Annotated in this window: 12 protein-coding genes; 6 read left to right on the plus strand and 6 right to left on the minus strand. The window is 72.8% G+C overall.

Translation table 11 applies throughout. From position 1 onward, the window contains the following. Nucleotides 1-82: 82 nt before the first annotated feature. Complete coding sequence (locus I5071_RS18235; protein ID WP_236606750.1) at nt 83-1,219, plus strand: MlaD family protein; 1,137 nt, start codon at nt 83-85, stop codon at nt 1,217-1,219. Nucleotides 1,220-1,290: 71 nt separating this feature from the next. Here I5071_RS18235 and I5071_RS18240 read toward each other — a convergent pair whose 3' ends face one another. Continuing rightward, on the minus strand, nt 1,291-2,349 hold the full coding sequence (locus I5071_RS18240) for a VWA domain-containing protein (RefSeq protein ID WP_236606751.1): 1,059 nt from the start codon (nt 2,347-2,349) through the stop codon (nt 1,291-1,293). Nucleotides 2,350-2,681: 332 nt separating this feature from the next. After that, nucleotides 2,682-4,007, minus strand: a complete 1,326-nt coding sequence (locus I5071_RS18245; RefSeq protein ID WP_236606752.1) for a S41 family peptidase — start codon at nt 4,005-4,007, stop codon at nt 2,682-2,684. A gap of 159 nt (nt 4,008-4,166) precedes the next feature. Here I5071_RS18245 and I5071_RS18250 point away from each other — a divergent pair, with 159 nt between their 5' ends. Then, entirely contained in the window at nt 4,167-4,364 is a 198-nt protein-coding gene (locus tag I5071_RS18250; protein WP_236606753.1) for a TIGR04563 family protein, read from the plus strand. Between the two features lie 110 nt (nt 4,365-4,474). Continuing rightward, the gene (locus tag I5071_RS18255; protein WP_236606754.1) at nt 4,475-5,401 is read left to right on the plus strand and encodes an alpha/beta fold hydrolase; all 927 of its coding nucleotides are present in this window, start codon (nt 4,475-4,477) and stop codon (nt 5,399-5,401) included. A gap of 227 nt (nt 5,402-5,628) precedes the next feature. Here I5071_RS18255 and I5071_RS18260 read toward each other — a convergent pair whose 3' ends face one another. After that, nucleotides 5,629-6,804, minus strand: a complete 1,176-nt coding sequence (locus I5071_RS18260) for an FHA domain-containing protein (protein ID WP_236606755.1) — start codon at nt 6,802-6,804, stop codon at nt 5,629-5,631. Nucleotides 6,805-6,967: 163 nt separating this feature from the next. On the opposite strand from I5071_RS18260, the gene I5071_RS18265 reads away from it, so the two are divergent. Then, a complete protein-coding gene (locus tag I5071_RS18265) occupies nt 6,968-8,638 on the plus strand; it encodes a serine/threonine-protein kinase (protein ID WP_236606756.1) in 1,671 nt (556 codons plus the stop codon). Nucleotides 8,639-8,641: 3 nt separating this feature from the next. Here the strand turns inward: I5071_RS18265 and I5071_RS18270 are convergent, their stop codons facing one another. Genes I5071_RS18270 through I5071_RS18280 form a run of 3 tightly spaced genes read right to left on the minus strand, consistent with a single transcriptional unit; the run spans nt 8,642 to nt 14,512 of the window. After that, nucleotides 8,642-9,577, minus strand: a complete 936-nt coding sequence (locus I5071_RS18270; RefSeq protein ID WP_236606757.1) for an FHA domain-containing protein — start codon at nt 9,575-9,577, stop codon at nt 8,642-8,644. 57 nt (nt 9,578-9,634) lie between these two features. Then, complete coding sequence (locus I5071_RS18275; RefSeq protein WP_236606758.1) at nt 9,635-13,678, minus strand: HEAT repeat domain-containing protein; 4,044 nt, start codon at nt 13,676-13,678, stop codon at nt 9,635-9,637. Nucleotides 13,679-13,684: 6 nt separating this feature from the next. Further along, nucleotides 13,685-14,512, minus strand: coding sequence for a hypothetical protein (locus I5071_RS18280; RefSeq protein ID WP_236606759.1), 828 nt, complete (start codon nt 14,510-14,512; stop codon nt 13,685-13,687). A 113-nt stretch (nt 14,513-14,625) separates the two neighbouring features. Between I5071_RS18280 and I5071_RS18285 the strand changes: the two genes are divergently transcribed. Continuing rightward, nucleotides 14,626-15,525 (plus strand): hypothetical protein, encoded by a 900-nt coding sequence (locus tag I5071_RS18285; RefSeq protein ID WP_236606760.1) that lies wholly within the window; start codon nt 14,626-14,628, stop codon nt 15,523-15,525. Continuing rightward, on the plus strand, nt 15,522-16,922 hold the full coding sequence (locus tag I5071_RS18290; RefSeq protein ID WP_236606761.1) for an NFACT RNA binding domain-containing protein: 1,401 nt from the start codon (nt 15,522-15,524) through the stop codon (nt 16,920-16,922). The genes I5071_RS18285 and I5071_RS18290 overlap by 4 nt, the downstream gene beginning before the upstream one ends. Nucleotides 16,923-17,006 lie beyond the last annotated feature (84 nt).

A 17,006-nucleotide genomic window follows, 5' to 3' on the forward strand; every position in this document is an offset into this window, starting at 1 on the left:
CCCCCACATCGTCCCACGGAGGACGTGTTGACGGGTTTCGAGGGGTGTCCTACGAGGGGCCGATAGAGAGGCTCACGACTTCATGAATTCAGGCCGCTCCACCGAGTTCAAGGTCGGCATCTTCGTCACACTCGCGCTCGTCATCGGTGCCGCGCTCGTCTTCACGCTCGGCAACCGCAGCGCGCTCTTCGCTTCGCGACTGCAGTTCCGCACCGTCTTCGCCAACGTCTCGGGCCTGCGCCCCGGATCGCCGATCCGCCTCGCGGGCATCGAGGTCGGCACGGTCTCGGACATCCGCTTCACCGAGAACGGTGAGCTCGAGGTCGTGCTCGAGGTGCGCGAGGACGTCCACCACCTCGTCACGTCGCCGACCGATCCCGCCACCGGCGAAGGCGGCACCGTCGCGACGCTCGGCAGCAAGGGCCTGCTCGGCGACATGCTCGTCGATCTCTCGCCCGGCCGCGGCGAGCCGCTGCCCGCGGGCGCGATGATCCCGAGCCAGGAGACCGGTGGTCTCTTCGGCGCGCTCTCGAGCGCGGGCGAGCTGATGGAGGACGCGCGTCCCGCCGTGGAGAACGTGCGCGAGTTCACCGAGGCGCTCGCCGACGAGAACTTCCGGCGCGACCTGCACGCGATCAGCCACAACGTCGCGGAGCTCACGCGCATGCTCACCGAGGAGGACGGGACGATCCCGCGCCTCATCCGCGATCCGCAGCTCGCCGATCGCGTCGAGAGCACGCTCGGCTCGGTGCAGGTCGCGACGTCCGAGCTCGCGCAGACCGCGCGCAACGTCCGGGCGATCACCAACGAGATCCGCGACGGCGACGGCACCGCGCACGAGCTGATCTACGGGGAGACCGGCACGCGCCTCGTCTCGAACCTCGCCGACACCGCCGGCGAGGCTGCGACGATCCTGCGCGACGTGCGCACCGGCGACGGCAACGCGCACGAGCTGCTCTACGGCGACTCGGCGGGCGATCTGATCTCGAACCTCACCGCGATCAGCGGGGACCTGCGCGCGGTCATGGCGGACGTGCGCGCGGGCCGAGGCACCATCGGTGGTCTGCTCGTCGATCCCTCGATCTACGAGGACATCAAGCGCATCACCGGCAACCTCGAGCGCAACGACATCCTGCGCGCGCTGGTCCGCTACTCGATCCGCGAGGACGAAGCGCGCGATCCCGCGCCCCGTCCCGAGCCCCAGCCCGACGCCGAGTGATCGCGACGCGAGGTCCAGACCACGCGCGACCACCGTCGAGGCGGTCCGCGTGGTCCAGACCACGCTCCGGCTCACTGCGCGGTGGCGCGCACCTCGATGCGGGCGCCGCGCTCGGCGCGCGGACGGGTGCGGGTGTTGCGCGCGTTGCCGATCGCGAACGGCGGCGGGCGGCTGGGGTTGCAGTCGGGCCCGAAGCCGGTCGCGTCGAAGTCGTAGCTGAGCGAGCCGCGCGCATCGGGCGCCACCGCTTCGACCGTCACGCGATGCTGCCCCGCGCGCGCCGGGCTGCAGTAGCTCAGCAGGTAGAAGCGCTGGGTCATCGCGAGGATGTGCGCGCCGATCTGCTGGAACGCCTGGGTGACCGCAGCGGTGTCCTCGACGAGCACGTAGCCGTCGCGGCCCACCGCGCCGAGCGTGCCCTCGTCGATCTCGCTGCCGACGCCGATCGCGAAGATGTCGTAGGGCGAGGCGTCGATCGCGCGGCCCATGTCGGTGCGCGTGATGCGCGCCGCGCGATCGCTGCCGTCGGTGAACACGACGATCGTCCCGAAGCGCAGCGGCACGCGCGAGCGCGCGAGCTCCGCGTCGAGCACCGCGATGCCCTGCACCACCGCGCCGTGCAGGTTCGTCGACGGATCGCGGGGGCGGAACGAGCCGAGCCGCGCGATCGCGCCCTGCGCGCCGCCGCCCGACGTGAAGTCGGCGATCGCGTAGAGATCCTCGGCGCCGTCGAACGCGTACACCGCGACCTTCTGATGGCCCTCGAGCTGCGCCGTGAACTCGGTCGCCGCCTGCTGCAGCGCCGGCACCTGATCGCTCTCGACGACGCTGCCGCTCATGTCGACGAGCAAGAGCGTGTAGTGCTCGGCCGCGACCTCGGGGTTCACGATCGTCTGCTCGCTCTCGGTCGGCGAGACGAGCTGACCGTCCTCGTAGATGCGGAAGTCGGTCGCTTGCAAGCCACCGACGGGATCACCTCCCGCCGTGTCGACCGTGAAGTAGACCGCGACGTTGCTGGGACGCTGGTACGCCGAGTCGACCATCGCGACGCGGAGCCCACCACAGCCGACCACGGCCGCCGCGATGGCGACCACGAACCACGAACGATGTTGGATGAAGCGCTTGGACACGGCGCGCATCATCCGAGCGCGCACCGCGACGATCAAGGACATCGATGTGCGCCCTCCGAGCCTCACACGAGAGACGGCGCCCGCGTGGTGCGAGGTGCGCTCGAGCATCGGAGATGCGACGCCCGCGCGGTGCGACGTGCAGTCCTCGAGCATCGAAGATGCTCGACGCGGAAAACACAGAGCTGAAGGTGTGACCCGACCGAGCGTGGTCCGACGTGCAGTCCTCGAGCATCGAAGATGCTCGACCCAGGAAACACAGAGCTGAAGGTGTGACCCGACCGCGCGTGGTGCGACGTGCAGTTCGTCGCACCACGCGCGGTCTGGTCACCTCTTCAGCGCGTGCGATCGCGCGCGATCATCGCGCTCAGGATCTCGTGCGCGAGGTGCGCCTGGAAGTCCTCGTCGAGCGCGCTCTCGCTGCCCTCGCCCTCGCTCGGCCCGGTGCGCGCCTGATCGCGCGGCGTGCTCGTCTCGGTGCGTCGCTCGCGCTCGCCCGAGAGGTGCCCTTCGAGCACGGCCTCGCTCACCACCACGCCCTCGCGACGCAGCCGTGCCAGCGTCTCGGTGTCGAGCTGCTCGACCTCGACGTCGGGCTCGATGCCGTGCGCCTGGATCGACGTGCCGTTCGGCGTGAAGTAGCGCGCGACCGTCAGCTTCAGCGCGCTCCCGTCGGGCAGCTCGACGATGTTCTGCACGCTGCCCTTCCCCCACGTGCGCGAGCCCACGACGATCGCGCGACGATGATCCTGCAACGCGCCCGCGACGATCTCCGACGCGCTCGCGCTGAAGTGATCGACGAGGATCACCATCGGCCAGTTCGGCCGCGTGCCCGCACGCCGCGCGCGCGCTTCCTCGATGAGCTCGCCGCCGCGCGCCCGCGTCGACACGATCACACCTTCGTCGAGGAACTCGTCGGAGACGCGCACCGCCTCGTCGAGGAGCCCGCCCGGATTGCCACGCAGATCGAGCATCACGCCGGTGATGCCGCCCGCGTCGCGCGTCTCCTCGGCGGCGTGATCGATCGCGGCGCGCAGCTCGTCGGTCGTGGTCCCCTGAAACGATCGGATGCGCACGTAGACGACGCGATCGGGCAGCACGCGCGCCTCGACCGCCTCGACGTGGATCACCTCGCGCGTGAGCGTGACCTCGACCGCGTCCTCGACGTTCTCGCGGCGGATCCGCACGCGCACCTCGGTGCCGGGATCACCGCGCATGCGGCGCACCGCCTCGGAGATCGGCATGTCGCGCGCCGCCCAGCCGTCGATCGTGAGGAAGCGATCGCCGGGGATCACACCCGCGCGATCCGCGGGGCTGCCCTCGGTCACGCCGTGCACCGTCAGCCATCCGTCGCGCACGTCGATCGACACGCCGATGCCACCGAAGCGCCCCTGCGTGTCGCTGGTGAGGATCCGGTACTCGTCGGGATCGAGGAACGTGCTGTGGGGATCGAGCGTCTCGACCATCCCTTTGATCGCGCCGTAGATCAGCCGATCCTGATCCGGCGGCTCGACGTGCGAGGCCTCGATGTGCGCGAGGGCGCGCGCGAAGATCGCGAGGTTCGCGTACGGGCTCGCACGCGTCGGCGTGGCCTCGGCGCGCAGCGTCGCGCCGAGCACGAGCACCGCGGCGAACGCACCGCCGAACGCCGACGCGCACACGGCCCACAGACGACGCGACCTCGCACGTTCCGCTCGCGCGATCCCCATCCGCGTCGCGTTCCCGACATTCGTTGACCGTTCCACGGTATGCGTGTAGTACCATCGGCGTCCGATCGGGTCGCGCCCAAGCGGCTCGCTTCAAACAAGGAAGGCACACGGATGGCGGGCACCGACAAGCGCAAGCAGAGCTTGTACTTCCCCGAGTCGATGCTTCAGGACATCCAGCACGAGGCGGCCCGTCTGGACCGTTCTCTCTCGTGGATCGTCCAGCGCTGCGTGAAGATCGGGCTGCCGGAGATCCGGAAGCTCCCGTCGGTCAACGACGTCGAAGAGGGCGAGGGCGGCGAGGAGGGCTGACGCCCGACACGAGCGACGTCCACGCAGCTCGACGTCGCTCGTCTCGTTCGTCGCCTCCGCGCCCCTCCCCCGTCGATCGCGCAGCACACACGCACGCAACACCGGTCCTCATGCAGTACGACCGACAAGCGTTCGCGACCGCGCCCGACGGCACCCGCTTGTTCTACGGGGTGCGCGGGCCGCGGCCCGACGTGCTGGAGTCCGGTAGCTCGGGTCCCACGTGGATCCTGAGCGACGGCATCGGCTGCGACGGGTTCGCGTGGCGTTATCTCCAACCGCACCTCGCCGAGCGGCATCGCGTGGTGCACTGGCACTACCGCGCTCACGGGCGCAGCGGTCTGCCTGTCGATTCGGCGCGCATCGACATCGCGGCGCACGCTCGCGATCTGCTCGCGGTGATGGACGCCGCGGGGATCGAGAGCGCGATCCTGGCGGGGCACTCGATGGGCACGCAGGTGTCGCTCGAGGCGTACCGCCTCGCGCCCGATCGCGTGCGCGGGCTCGCGCTGCTGTGCGGCTCGTACGGAAAGATCACGACGACGTTCCACGGCAGCGACGTGCTGAAGACCGTGCTGCCCTCGATCATCGACGTCGTCGAGAAGAACCAGGGCCTCGCGCGCGCGGTGTGGGGTCGCATCCCGCCGACGCTCGCGTTCCGCTTCGCGCAGCTGGCGCGCGAGGTCGACGCGCTCGCGATCCGCGAGGAGGACTTCCGCTTCTACATGGAGCACGTCGCGTCGATGGAGCCCGGCATCTTCTTCGCGATGCTGCGCCTCGCGGGCGAGCACACCGCGGAGGACGTGCTCGAGCGCATCCACGTGCCGGCGCTCGTCGTCGCCGCGGAGCGCGACACGTTCACGCCGTACGCGCTCGCGCAGCACATGGCGGACGTGATCCCGGGCGCCGAGTTCTTCCTGTTGCGCGGCGCGAGCCACGCAGCGCCCGTGGAGCAGCCCGTCGCGGTCGAGGTGCGGATCGCGAAGTGGCTCGCGGATCGCTTCGCGAACGTCGCGAGCTCGCAGCGCCAAGCGGGCTGAGCCCGCGCGCCCGATCGAACCACCGACACGACGCCACCGAGACCGTGGCGCGCTGCGCCATCGTCGCCGGTCGGCGGACGGACGTCTCCGAGCACACGCGGCGGGAGACGGCGCCTCAGCGGCACCCGGTGGCGAGCACCGCGCCCAGCGTACTTCGGTACGTGAGCACGGAGCGCAGCCAGCGGGTGACGATCAGGCGCCGTATCGCGCCGCGTCCTTCCCGGTCGTCAGAACTCGACGCGGAAGAGCTGCTGGCCCATGAGCAGCAACGACCCGCTCGGCACCGGCACGCTGCCGGTGATCCGCAGGAACGTGCCGTTCGAGCTGCCCACGTCGGTGATCAGCATCCGGCCGCCCTCTTCGTGCAGGCGGCAGTGCAGGCCCGACACGTAGCCGTCGTCGGGGAACAGGATGTCGCCGCGCTCGCGACCGAGGTGCAGGCCGGTCGCGGGGATCGCGTAGCAGTTGCCCGCCGTCTCGCGCCCGATGATCAGGCAGATGCGTCCGACGAGGCCCGCGCTCGGGCTGCCCATCACCTCGACGCCGTGCTGCGCCGGGGCCGCCTTGAGGCGCTCGAAGCGGATGATCTCCTGACCGATGCGGAAGATCGCGCCGTCGCGCAGCTCGCTCGGCGTGTCCGCGGCGATGCGGATGTACACGCCGTTGAGGCTGCTCTCGTCGCGCACCGTGAGGCCGCCCGCGCCGAACGAGAACGTCGCGTGGCGCGGGGAGAGATACGAGTCGCTCGCGAAGAGACCACCCGCCTCACGGCCCACCACCGTCACGTCGGAGAGCGGGAACGAGTCGCCCTCGCTGCCATCGGGGCGGATGAGCACGAGCGAGCCGCGCTTCGGGCCCGACGAGACCGCGGGCGCCGAGACCGGCGCGGCCATCGGCGGCGGCGCGGCGGACGCGCCCTGGAGCGGGTGGCCGCAGGTGCCGCAGAACTTGAAGTTCTTGTTGTTCGAGCTGCCGCACTTCGGGCAGGTCACGGTGTCACCACCGGCGCTCGGCGCGGCGGCCGCGGGCATCGGCGGGGCGGCGGCCGGCGAGATCGCGGGCGGCGGACCGAAGCCTCCACTCGGAGGCGCGCCCATCGGCGCGGCCGGAGCACCGAAGCCCGATGACGGCGCGGGCGACGCGACCGGCGGCGGCGGACCGAACCCACCACCCGGCGGCGGACCGAACCCGCCCGGACGCGGCGCGGGCGATCCCTGCACCGGCGGCGGCGCACCGAAGCCCCCGCTCGCGCCTCCCGATCCACCCTGGAAACCCGCCGGCGGCGTCGCCGCCGTGAAGCTCTTCGGCGCGTGCGCGGCGTCTCGCGGCAGCTCGGCACCACAGCCGAGGCAGAACTTGTAGTGGTCCTGGTTCTCCTTGCCGCAACGGGGGCAGACGATCACCTCGGGCTCCTCGCGAAAAAAAGGGCGTTTTGCACCCTCTTGGCCGCGTGCACGATAGCCGCGGTGCCTTTGTGGGGTCAAGCAAGCAGGAGCCTGGCGCGTCCTTGGCCCGCGCCCATGAAGCTCGTACACTCCTCGGCTCGAGGCGCGAGACCCGCAGCTCATGAGCAGCGCCCCCGCACACGACGACGACGCCCCCGGGCGCGGCGCGTCGTCCGTCACCCACACGGGGGTGGAGGCGAAGGTGCGCTCGCGGTCGCGTCGCGAATCGCTCCGCCCGGATCCCGTGCTCGGCGCGACGCTGGCCGGGAAGTACCAGGTGCTCGAGCTGCTCGGCGAAGGCGCGATGGGCCGCGTGTACCGCGCCAAGCAGATCGCGCTCGACAAGGAGATCGCGGTGAAGGTGCTGCACCGGCACCTCACCGGCGCGGAGCGCATCGAGATGCGCTTCCATCGCGAGGCGCGCGCCGCGAGCCGGCTCTCGCACCCGAACTCGCTGCACATCCACGACTTCGGGACGACCGACGACGGCACGCTCTACATCGCGATGGAGCTGCTCGACGGCGAGGATCTGCAGACGATCCTCGACCACGACCATCCGCTCTCGCCGGCGCGCATCGCGGCGCTGCTGGTGCCGGTGCTGCGCGCGCTCGAGGAGGCCCATCGCGCCGGGATCATCCATCGCGATCTGAAGCCCGAGAACGTCGTGGTGCAGCCCGATCGCAGCGGGCGCGAGCACGTGAAGGTGTGCGACTTCGGGATCGCGAAGATCCTCGATCAAGAAGAGGGCCGCGCGATCACGGTCGACGGGTTCGTGTGCGGCACGCCGCAGTACATGGCGCCCGAGCAGAGCCGCGGAGACGTGATCGATCACCGCAGCGACCTCTACGCCGCGGGCGTCGTGCTCTACCAGATGATCTGCGGCGTGGTGCCGTTCAGCGGCGAGAACGCGCTCGGCGTGCTCACGCGGCACCTCGTCGAGGCGCCGGTGCCGCCGAGCGAGCGGCGCCCGGAGCTCGGCGTGCCGCGCGCGCTCGAGCAGATCTGCCTGCGCGCGCTGGAGAAGGATCCCGGCGCGCGATGGCAGAGCGCGGCGGAGATGGCGGACGCGCTCGAGCGCATGGCGCGCGAGCTCGGGAGCGACGCGGAGACGCGGCTCGGCGAAGGCGCGTTCCGGGCGACCGCGAAGCCGAGGAAGTCGCAAGCACCGAAGGAGCCCGTCGCGAAGCGCGCGAGCGCGCTGCCGCGCACCTGGATGATGCTCGCGCCCGCGTTGATCGCGGCGATCGCGCTGGTCGCGGTGCTCGGCTCGAGAGCGCCCGAGGAAGAGCGTGGCATCGCGCGCGAGATCGCGACGCCGAGCGCCCCCGAGGTGAGCGTCGCCGCGCCGCCCGCGGTGGAGACGCCGGTGATCGAGCCCGCGGTCGAGGCCCCGTCGATCGAGTCCACTCCCGAGGCGCCGGCGCCGAGCCCCACCCCGCGCGTGCGCCGCGAGCGCACGACGGCGACGGCGAGCAGCACGGAGAGCGTGCCTGCGCCGAGCGTCGAGGTCGCGCCCGTGGAGACGCCGGCGCGCAGCATCGCGGAGATCGCGTTCGAGGAAGGACGCCGGCGCTTCCTCGCGAACGACGTCCCGGGCGCGATCGCCCGCTTCGAGGAGGCGTCACGCGCTGCGCCGCGCGACGCCGACGTGCAGAAGCAGCTCGGGCGCGCGTACATGCGCGCGGGCGACGTCTCGCGCAGCATCGCCGCGTATCGCCGCTATCTGGAGCTCGCGCCCGACGCCGCGGATCGCGCGGTCGTCGAGCGCATCATCGCCCAGCAGGGCGGCTGAGCTTCACGCCGTCTGTTCGACGCGCAGCAGCTGCTGGCCGAAGAACAGGTAGTCGCCGTGCGCGAGCTCGCGCTCGCCCCGCATGCGCACGTAGGTGCCGTTGCGCGATCCGAGATCGTGCAGTGCGTACGAGCCATCGGGCGAGAGCTCGACCTTCGCATGGCGCCCCGACATGTAGATGTCGTCGGGGAAATTCATCTCGTTGTCCTCGCGGCCGATCTGCACCGAGGTGTCGCGCGCGCAGTAGACCATCCCGTCGCCGCCGCCGCGGAGCACCTGCACCACGCGGAACGGGCTCGGGCGCTTCGGCGACGAGTAGAAGTACGTCTGATCGGGATCGGGGCCCGACGTGTCCTTCGGCGTCGCGTCGAGACGGAAGACCTGCTCGCCGCAGAGGAACTGATCGCCCGGCGCGATCGGCACCGGCTGGCGCACGCGCACGAAGACGCCGTTGAGGCTGCCCTCGTCGCGCACGACGAGCTTGTCACCGCGGTAGATGAAGTTCGCGTGACGATCGCTGACGAAGGGATCGTTCGGGAACGGGATCTGCGCGTTCGTGCGGCCGGTGACGTGCTCCGTGCCCTGCAGCAGGTACGAGAGGCCGTCGGCGCCGTCGGTGCCGCGGATCAGGATCAAGCGCGCCTTGCCCGGCGCCTGCATCGTCCCGAAGAACTCGACCTTCTTGTCGAGCAGCTCGTCCGGGACTGTCGCACCGCACGCGCCGCAGAACTTGTGCCCGGGCGGCACCGGCGACGAGCACTCCTTGCACACGTAATATCGGTTCTGCTCCATCGGATCCTCCGACACGCCCGCAGCCGGGCTCGCCGCCTTGGCACTCGCACGGAACGAGAGATCGTTCCCACAGGAGGAGCAGAACGCCGCCCCCATCGGGTTGAACGTGTCGCAGCGGCCACACGCGATCCCGATGTCGTGCTCCATCGACTGCTCGCTCGCTCCTCGGAACCCGAACGTTGTAGGCCGGATGCCGACGCGGCGTCAACGAACACGGGGATCGCAGGAGCCGCCGAGCGCCTCGATCGCGCGGGCCGCGCCTGCCCGGACGCGGGGCTCGTCGTCGCGCGCGCAAGCATCGGTCAGCGCGGTGTCGGCGCCCTCGCCACCGAGGCCTCCGAGCGCGAGCGCGGCCTCTTCGCGGACGAACGCGAACGGGTCGTCGCGCAGCGCGGTGATCAGCGCCTGACGCGCGGCGTCGCCGCCGAGCGTGCCGAGGGCGCGCGCGGCGCGGGTGCGCATCGCCCAGTCGTCGCTCGACGCGAGGAGCGACGCTGTGCGCGCGCGGAGCGTCTCGGTGGGGTCGAGCTCGGCCTCGGCGAGTGCGTCGAGCGCGGCGCGCCGCACCGTCGCGGCGCCGTCGTCGAGCGCGTCGGCGAGCACCGTGGCCGCGGTCGCGTCGTCGGCGTGCGCGAGCACGCGCGCGGCCTCGGCGCGCACGGTGGCGTCGTCGGCGCGCGCGCAGGTCGTCAGATCGGGGACCAGCTGCGCGAGGAGGGTGGTGAGCGATCGGATCGCCGAGGTGCGCGCGGGCTCGGGCCAGGTGTCGAGATCGCGCGTGAGCTCGCCGAGCCCGAGAGGCCCGGGACCGGCCGCGAGGACCGAGAGGGTCGAGGCGACGCGCGCCGCGGGCCCGCTCGTGAGCGCCTCGCGGAGCACCGCGACGAGCGTGGGACCGAGGGCGTCAAGATCGGGCGGCGGGAGCGTCTCGTCGGCGCGCGCGAGGCGCAGCGCGAGATCGGCGGGGCCTTCTCCGGGCGCCGGCAGCCGGAGCACGTCGGGGGCGCGCGTGGTGCTGCGGAGCGATGCGGCGGCGGCGCGCCGCACACGTCCATCGCCCGCGAAGAGCGCGGTGACGCGTGACGCCCGCGCGACCGGAGTGTCGTGCGCGGCGAGCGCGGCCAGCGCGGCGGGGGCGACCCCGGGCTGCGCTTCGCGCGCCAGCGCGACGAGCGGTGCGATCGCCTCGCGATCGCCGAGCCACCCGAGCGCGAGCGCTGCGCTGGCCCGCGGCTGCCGCGGATCTTCGACGATGCGTCGCAGCGCCGGCGCGCTCGCGACGTCGCGCGCCGCCCCGAGGCCCAGCGCGGCCCACCCTCGCACCTGCGAGTCGTCGTCGGCGAGCCGCGCGCGCAGCACCTCGATCGCGGCGCGTCCTCCGGTGCGTGCGAGCGCGAGCGTCGCGGCCGCGCGGATCGCAGCGGGCTCGGCGGTGGCGAGGGTCGCGAGCCGCGGCACCAGCGCGGGCGACGGGATCGCGGCGACACCGAGCAGCGCCTGCACGCGCACGTCGAGCGACTCCGCGGTCTCGGCGACTCCGAGCAGCGGCGCGGCCGCGGCCGGGTTGCCCAGCGGGCCGAGGATCGCGAGCGCGATGCGGCGCTGCGAGGGATCGCTGTCGGCGAGCGCCTCGAGGAGCGGCTTGATCGCGCGCGCGCCCCAGCGACGGAGCGACGCCCGCGCCTCGTCGCCCTCGGGCCCGCTGCGGCGAGCCCGCACCACGAGCGGCCCGGTCATCGCGTCGTAGAGCTCGACGACGACGCGCCGGTAGATCGGGCGCTCCGGGTGCGCGAGCGCGAGCGGCAGGAGCTCGCGCTCGAGCGCCTCGAGCGTCCCCGCGCCGACATGGATCTGCAGCGACGCGCGCGCCGCGCGGGCGACGAGGTCATCGTCCGGCGCGCGCGCGAGGACCTCGCGGTACACACGATCCGCGTCCTCGTGCTCGCCGCGCGCGAGGTGCATCTCGGCGAGATCGAACGCGGTGTCGAAGAGCCGCGGATCACGCTCGAGCGCGCGGCGATAGCTCGCGATCGCACCATCGATGTCCTGGCCCGCGCGCAGCAGATCGCCGAGCCGCCGATGCGCGCTCGCGTCGTCGGGGCTGAGCTCGACCGCCTCGGCCGCGTAGGCGCGCGCGTCGTCGTCGCGATAGAGCGCGAGCGCGTGCTCGGCCATGCGCGAGAGGTGCGTCGCAGCGCGGCGCGGATCAACCTCGACGAGCCGGCGCAGCACCTCGATCGCGCCGGCGCGATCACCCGCCTGCGAGCGCACGCGCTCGAGCGCGGTGAGCGTCTCGACGTCGCCCGGCTCGAGCTCGGCGAGACGCGCGAGCACGCGCTGCGAGCCCTCGAGATCGCGCCGTCGCCGATGGATCTCCGCGAGCATCCGACCCGCCTCGAGATCCGGCGGATCCGCCTGGAACGCGCGCCCGAGCGACTGCGCCATCGCATCGACCTGACGCGTGCGGACCCAGAGGCCGACGATGCGCTCGCGCGCCTCGCGACGCGCGGCGCGGTCATCCCCTGCGAGCGTGAGCACGCGCTGCCAGTGCGGGAGCGCTTCGGCATCGCGCCCGGCACGTTCGAGCGTCGTCGCGAGCCCGCGCACGATCTCGAGACGATCGGGCGCGAGCCGCACCGCCTCGGTGTGCTCGTCGATCGCGTCGGAGAGCAGATCGTGATCGGCGAGGATGCCGCCGAGCGTCGCGTGCGCGTCGGCGCGATCTCCGCCGAGCGTCAGGATGCGCCGCCAGGTCGTCATCGCGCCTTCGCGATCGCCCGCGTCGAATTGCTGCGAGCCGAGCGCGATCAGGTGCATCGCGTCGGTGGGATCGAGACGCACCAGCGCAGCGAGCTCGGCCTCGGCGCGCGCGCGCTCGCCCCACCGCGCGTAGAGCTCGGCGAGGCGCTGGTGCAGCACGGGATCGCGCGAGCGTCGCGAGGCCGCTTCGAGCGTCGCGAGCGCTTCGTCGCGCCGCCCGGTCTCGCGCAGCAGCTCCGCGAGCCGCACGACGTGGCGCGGCTCGTCGGGCGCGCCGCGCACGATCGCGCGGTACTCCTCGATGAGCTCGTCGATGCGTCCGGCGCGCGCGAGCACCTGCACGATGCGCAGGCGGAGATCGACGTCGCGCGGACGCGCGCGCAGCGCGCGGCGATACGCGTCGAGCGCCTGATCGTCGTGACCGAGCTCGTCGTGCACACGACCGAGCAGCGCAGCCACCTCGGGACCGCTGCGCCGCGCGAGCGAAGCCGCGAGCTCGTCGAGCCGATCGGCGCGACGATAGGCCTCGAGCCGCAGCTCGTCGGCCTCGGCCCGCGTGCCCGACGCACCGCCCGCGCTCGCGACCGCACGATCGAGCGTCTCGATCGCCTCGGCATCGCGCCCGGCGCCGAGCTGCGCGCGCGCGAGCTCGATCAGCACCGGCGCGCTCGCGCGTGCATCGCCGCGCAGCGCGTCCGCGACCCGCTCGTACTCGGCGATCGCGCGCTCGTGATCGCCACGCGCGAGCAGCGCCCGTGCGATCTCGGTGCGCAGATAGACGCTGCCTCCGGCGCCTCCCGCGAGCTGATCGAAGCGACGTCGCGCCTCGTCGTAGTCGCCGCGATCGAGCGCGAGGGTCGCGAGCTCGCGCAGGATCTCGTCGCGCGCCGGGCCGCGCGGCGTGCGATCGAGCGCAGCCTCGTAGCGCCCGCGCGCGCCCTCGACGTCGCCCGACTCGCGCAGCACGCGCGCGATCGCGACCATCGAGAGCGACTGATCCGCGCGCATCGCCGCGGCGCGCTCGTAGTGCGTGACCGCGGCCTCGAGGCGGTGCGCACGCCGCGCGAGGTGGCCGAGCAGCATGTGCGCCCACCAGCCGCTCTCCTCCGCGGCGCGCGGCTCGAGCAGCTCGCGCAGCGCGCGATCGTTCCCGTCGCGCTCGCGGTACAGCTCGACGAGCCGATCGAGCGCGAACCCATCGGCGGGCTCCGACTCGAGCACACGCAGGTAGCGCTCGATCAGCACCGCGCTGCGATCGGTCGGCGCCTCCGGCGTACGCGGCTCGGTGCGAGGCCGTCGTGCGCCCCCTCCTCCGCGCGGCCGCGTCGTCGTGCCGCTGCCGCCGCGCTCGCGGGTGATCCCCCAGTCGTCCTGCGCGCGAGCGGCCGCCGGGATCGTCAGCAGGAGGATCGCGAGGACGAACGAGAACGGCCGACGCCGGCGCACCACCCGCTCAGTATGCGGCAGCGCACGCGGCGGTCGAAGCACGAACGCTCAGCGGCAGAACCCGCTCGAGCAAGTCCCCGCCGGGCAATCCGCGTCCATTCCGCACGGCACGTGACAGGTCATCCCCGCTCCGTGATCGAAGCAGCTCCCGGTGAAGAGCCCGTCCTCCGCGGTCGCGCCGACCGGGGCGCAGTCCGCGTCGCTGCCACACGCGCGCGCGGTCTGCGCCGCGCGGAAGCCGGTGCACGACGAGTTGAACCGGGGCACGCAGCGCATGGTCGTGCCGTCGCACTCGAGCCCCGCCGGGCACGCCGCGCCGCCTTCGCACGTCGGCACGCACACCCGCTCGGTCGGCGCAGGATACGAGCGCGCCAAGCACCTCAGCATCGGGTTCACCGACGTGCAGTCCGCGTCCATGTTGCACGCCGTGCAGATCGCGCCGGCCGAAGCGTCGAACGCGACGCAGTTGCCGCGCGCGAGATCGCAGACCGGCGCCGGCGCCGGGCAGATGCCGGTCGCCTCGAGGCACTGGAGGCAGCTGCCGGCTCGGCAGAACGGCGTGGGATCGCTGCAGGTCGTGGTCTCGCACGGATCGGGCGGGCCACCGTCGACCGGCGGGCCCGCGTCGGTCGTGCTCGCGACGCAGATCCCTTGCGCCGAGCACATCTCGCGCGGCCCGCACGGGCGCGTGTCGCTGCACTGCGCGTAGCAGAAGCCCTGGAGGCAGACCTCGCCCGAGGGGCAGGCGACCGATCCGCCGTCGGAGTCTCCGCACTCGTAGCCCGCGTCTCGCGTCACGGGTGGAAACGAAGGCACCGACGACTCACACCCCGCGAGCGCGACGCACGCAGCGAGCATCCACGACCAAGAGCGCATCGCGCGCGAGCCTATCATGGCGACGCGCGCCACCGAGCGGGGCCCCGCGTGCGCAATCCCGCGCTGAGTAAAGGGTGCGACGCCTCGGCTGCTGCACTACCTTACTCGGCCACATGTCCGAGCACCTGATCGGCGCCGTCGTCGAGCGCTCCCCCGGTCCCCGTTATTTCGAGTCGCTCCGCTTCGCCGAGATCGCACCGCGAAGGCCGCTGCCCAAGGCGAGCGTCTTCGCGAAGTGGCGCGCCGGCGCGCCGGAGCAGGCGCGCTTCACCCTGCGCCCTCCCCCCGAGACCTGGCGCGGCACCGCCGGCCCGTTCCGCGACGCGCCCAACAAGTCGGAGGGCGCGCAGTGGATGGCGCGCGCCCACGATGCGCTCGCCGCGGACGCGATCGTGCTCGTGACGGGCACGGATCTCACGCCGGGGCCGCGCGATCGCGAGCGGCTCGCGACCTGGGCGGGCCATCTCGCGGGCGGCGGCAAGCGACGCATCGTGTGGCAGCCGGGCGGGCTCTGGGACATCGACGAGGCCGCGACGTTCGCGAACAGCCTCGGCGTCGTCTGCGCCTTCGATCCGCTCGAGAGCCCCGCGCCGACGGGCGAGATCGCGTACGCGCGAGTGCGGGCGATCGGCGCACGATCGCGCCTCGGCGAGGGCCTTCTCTCGGCGATCGTCGAGTCGATCGCGGCGAGCGACGCGGCGACGATCTACCTCGCGATCGAGTCCGAGCTCGGCTTCAAGAAGGCGCGACGGGTGTCCGAGCTGCTCGCGGATCTGCGCGAGGAGAGCGGCGGCACCGGCGTGCTGCGTCGCGGCGGCGGCGGGATCGTGATCGACCTCGGCGACGAGGAAGAGGACGAAGAGGACGAAGAGCTCGACGAGGACGAAGAGGACGAAGAGGACGAAGAGCTCGACGAGGACGAGGAAGCCGACGAGGACGAGGACCTCGACGACGAAGGCGACGAAGACCTCGACGACGAGGACGACGAGGACGACGAAGACGAGGACGAGTGAGCGACGCTCCGCTCGCCGCGCTGCTCGGCGCGCGAGCGCGCCGCGTCGACGTCCCGGAGCCCGATCTCGTCGCGCTCACGCTCGGCGTGGGTGAGCTCCGCGTCGCCCTCCTCTTCTCGACCGATCCGGCGTCGCCGGGCCTCGGCTGCGTGCCCGAGCGCCCGCGGGGGCGACCGGCGGAGGGCGTCGCGAAGCAGCTGCGAAACCTGGTCGAAGGCGCGCGCCTCGAGCGCGCGCTCGACGCGGGTGGAGGCGCGATCGCGATCGATCTGCGCCGCGGCCCCGACGCGATCGCGCTCGTCCACGAGTCCCTCGGTGATCGCTCGAACGTCCTGGTGCTCGACGCGGAGGGCGCGATCGTCGCGGCGCTCCATCCCGCGCGCCTCGCGGAGCGCGGGCTCCAGCTCGGCGAGGCCTGGTCGCCGCCCGAGCCGAGCGATCGCGCCCGCGATCTCCCGAGCGATCTCGACTCGCTCCTCGCGCTCGGCACCGCGCTCGTCGAAGCGCGTCGCGACGCGCACGCCCGCGCTCGTCGCACCGCGCTCGATCGCGCGCTCCGTCGTGCGCACAAGCGCGCGCTGCGTCGCGCCGAGGCCACGCTCGGCGATCTCGATCGCGCGAACGAAGCGCCCGCGCTGCGTGCCCGCGGATCGGCGCTCCTCGCCGGGCTCGCGACGATCGCGCGCGGCGCGACGCACGTCTCGCTCCCCGACTGGTCGACCGATCCGCCGGGCACGCTCGAGATCGACATCGATCCCGCGATCGGCCCGCGCCCCACCGCCGACGCGCTCTTCACGCGCGCCCGCAAGCTCGAAGCGGGCGCCGCGATCGCCTCGGCGCGCCACGACGAAGCGATGGCCGAGGCCGCGAAGATCGAGTCGATCCGCGCGCGCCTCGAGCTCGCCGACGACGCGCAGATCGAAGCGCTCGAGACCGAAGCGGCGCGCCTCCGCATCGCCCCCGCCGCAGCGAGCGCGAAGCGAAAGCGCGAGCCCGAGTCGCGCTCGCCGTTCCGGCGCTACGAGGGCCACGGAGGCCGCGTGATCCTCGTCGGCAAGGGCGGCACCGACAACGACGAGCTCACGTTCCGCGTCGCATCGCCGCACGATCTCTGGGTGCACGTGCGCGGCGTCCCGGGCTCGCACGTGATCGTCCCGCTGAAGCGCGGCGAGATCTGCCCGCCGGAGCTCCTCGTCGACGCCGCGCACCTCGCGGCGCACTTCTCGAGCGCGCGCGGCGAGCCCCAGGTCGAGATCCAGCACGCGCCCCGCAAGCACTTACGGAAGCCGAAGGGCGGCGCGCCCGGCAAGGTCATCGTCGCGAACGAGCGCGCCCTCGCGCTGCGCGTCGAGCCCGATCGCCTGTCTCGTTTGCTGGGCCGCGAGCCGAACGACTGATCGCGACCCGAGACCGGGCTTAAACCAGAACGCCCTGACGGTGGTTGCCGTCAGGGCGCAGACGTCCAGGGCGGCGCACACGGG

Origin of the sequence: Sandaracinus amylolyticus, assembly GCF_021631985.1 — a bacterium.
Taxonomy (GTDB): domain Bacteria; phylum Myxococcota_A; class Polyangia; order Polyangiales; family Sandaracinaceae; genus Sandaracinus; species Sandaracinus amylolyticus_A.

Bases quoted from the DNA above. Each gene is read 5' to 3' on its own strand.
- I5071_RS18235 (WP_236606750.1), top strand. From the start codon at position 83: ATGAATTCAGGCCGCTCCACCGAGTTCAAGGTCGGCATCTTCGTCACA.
- I5071_RS18250 (WP_236606753.1), top strand. From the start codon at position 4,167: ATGGCGGGCACCGACAAGCGCAAGCAGAGCTTGTACTTCCCCGAGTCG.
- I5071_RS18255 (WP_236606754.1), top strand. From the start codon at position 4,475: ATGCAGTACGACCGACAAGCGTTCGCGACCGCGCCCGACGGCACCCGC.
- I5071_RS18265 (WP_236606756.1), top strand. From the start codon at position 6,968: ATGAGCAGCGCCCCCGCACACGACGACGACGCCCCCGGGCGCGGCGCG.
- I5071_RS18270 (WP_236606757.1), bottom strand. From the start codon at position 9,577: ATGGAGCACGACATCGGGATCGCGTGTGGCCGCTGCGACACGTTCAAC.
- I5071_RS18280 (WP_236606759.1), bottom strand. From the start codon at position 14,512: ATGCGCTCTTGGTCGTGGATGCTCGCTGCGTGCGTCGCGCTCGCGGGG.
- I5071_RS18285 (WP_236606760.1), top strand. From the start codon at position 14,626: ATGTCCGAGCACCTGATCGGCGCCGTCGTCGAGCGCTCCCCCGGTCCC.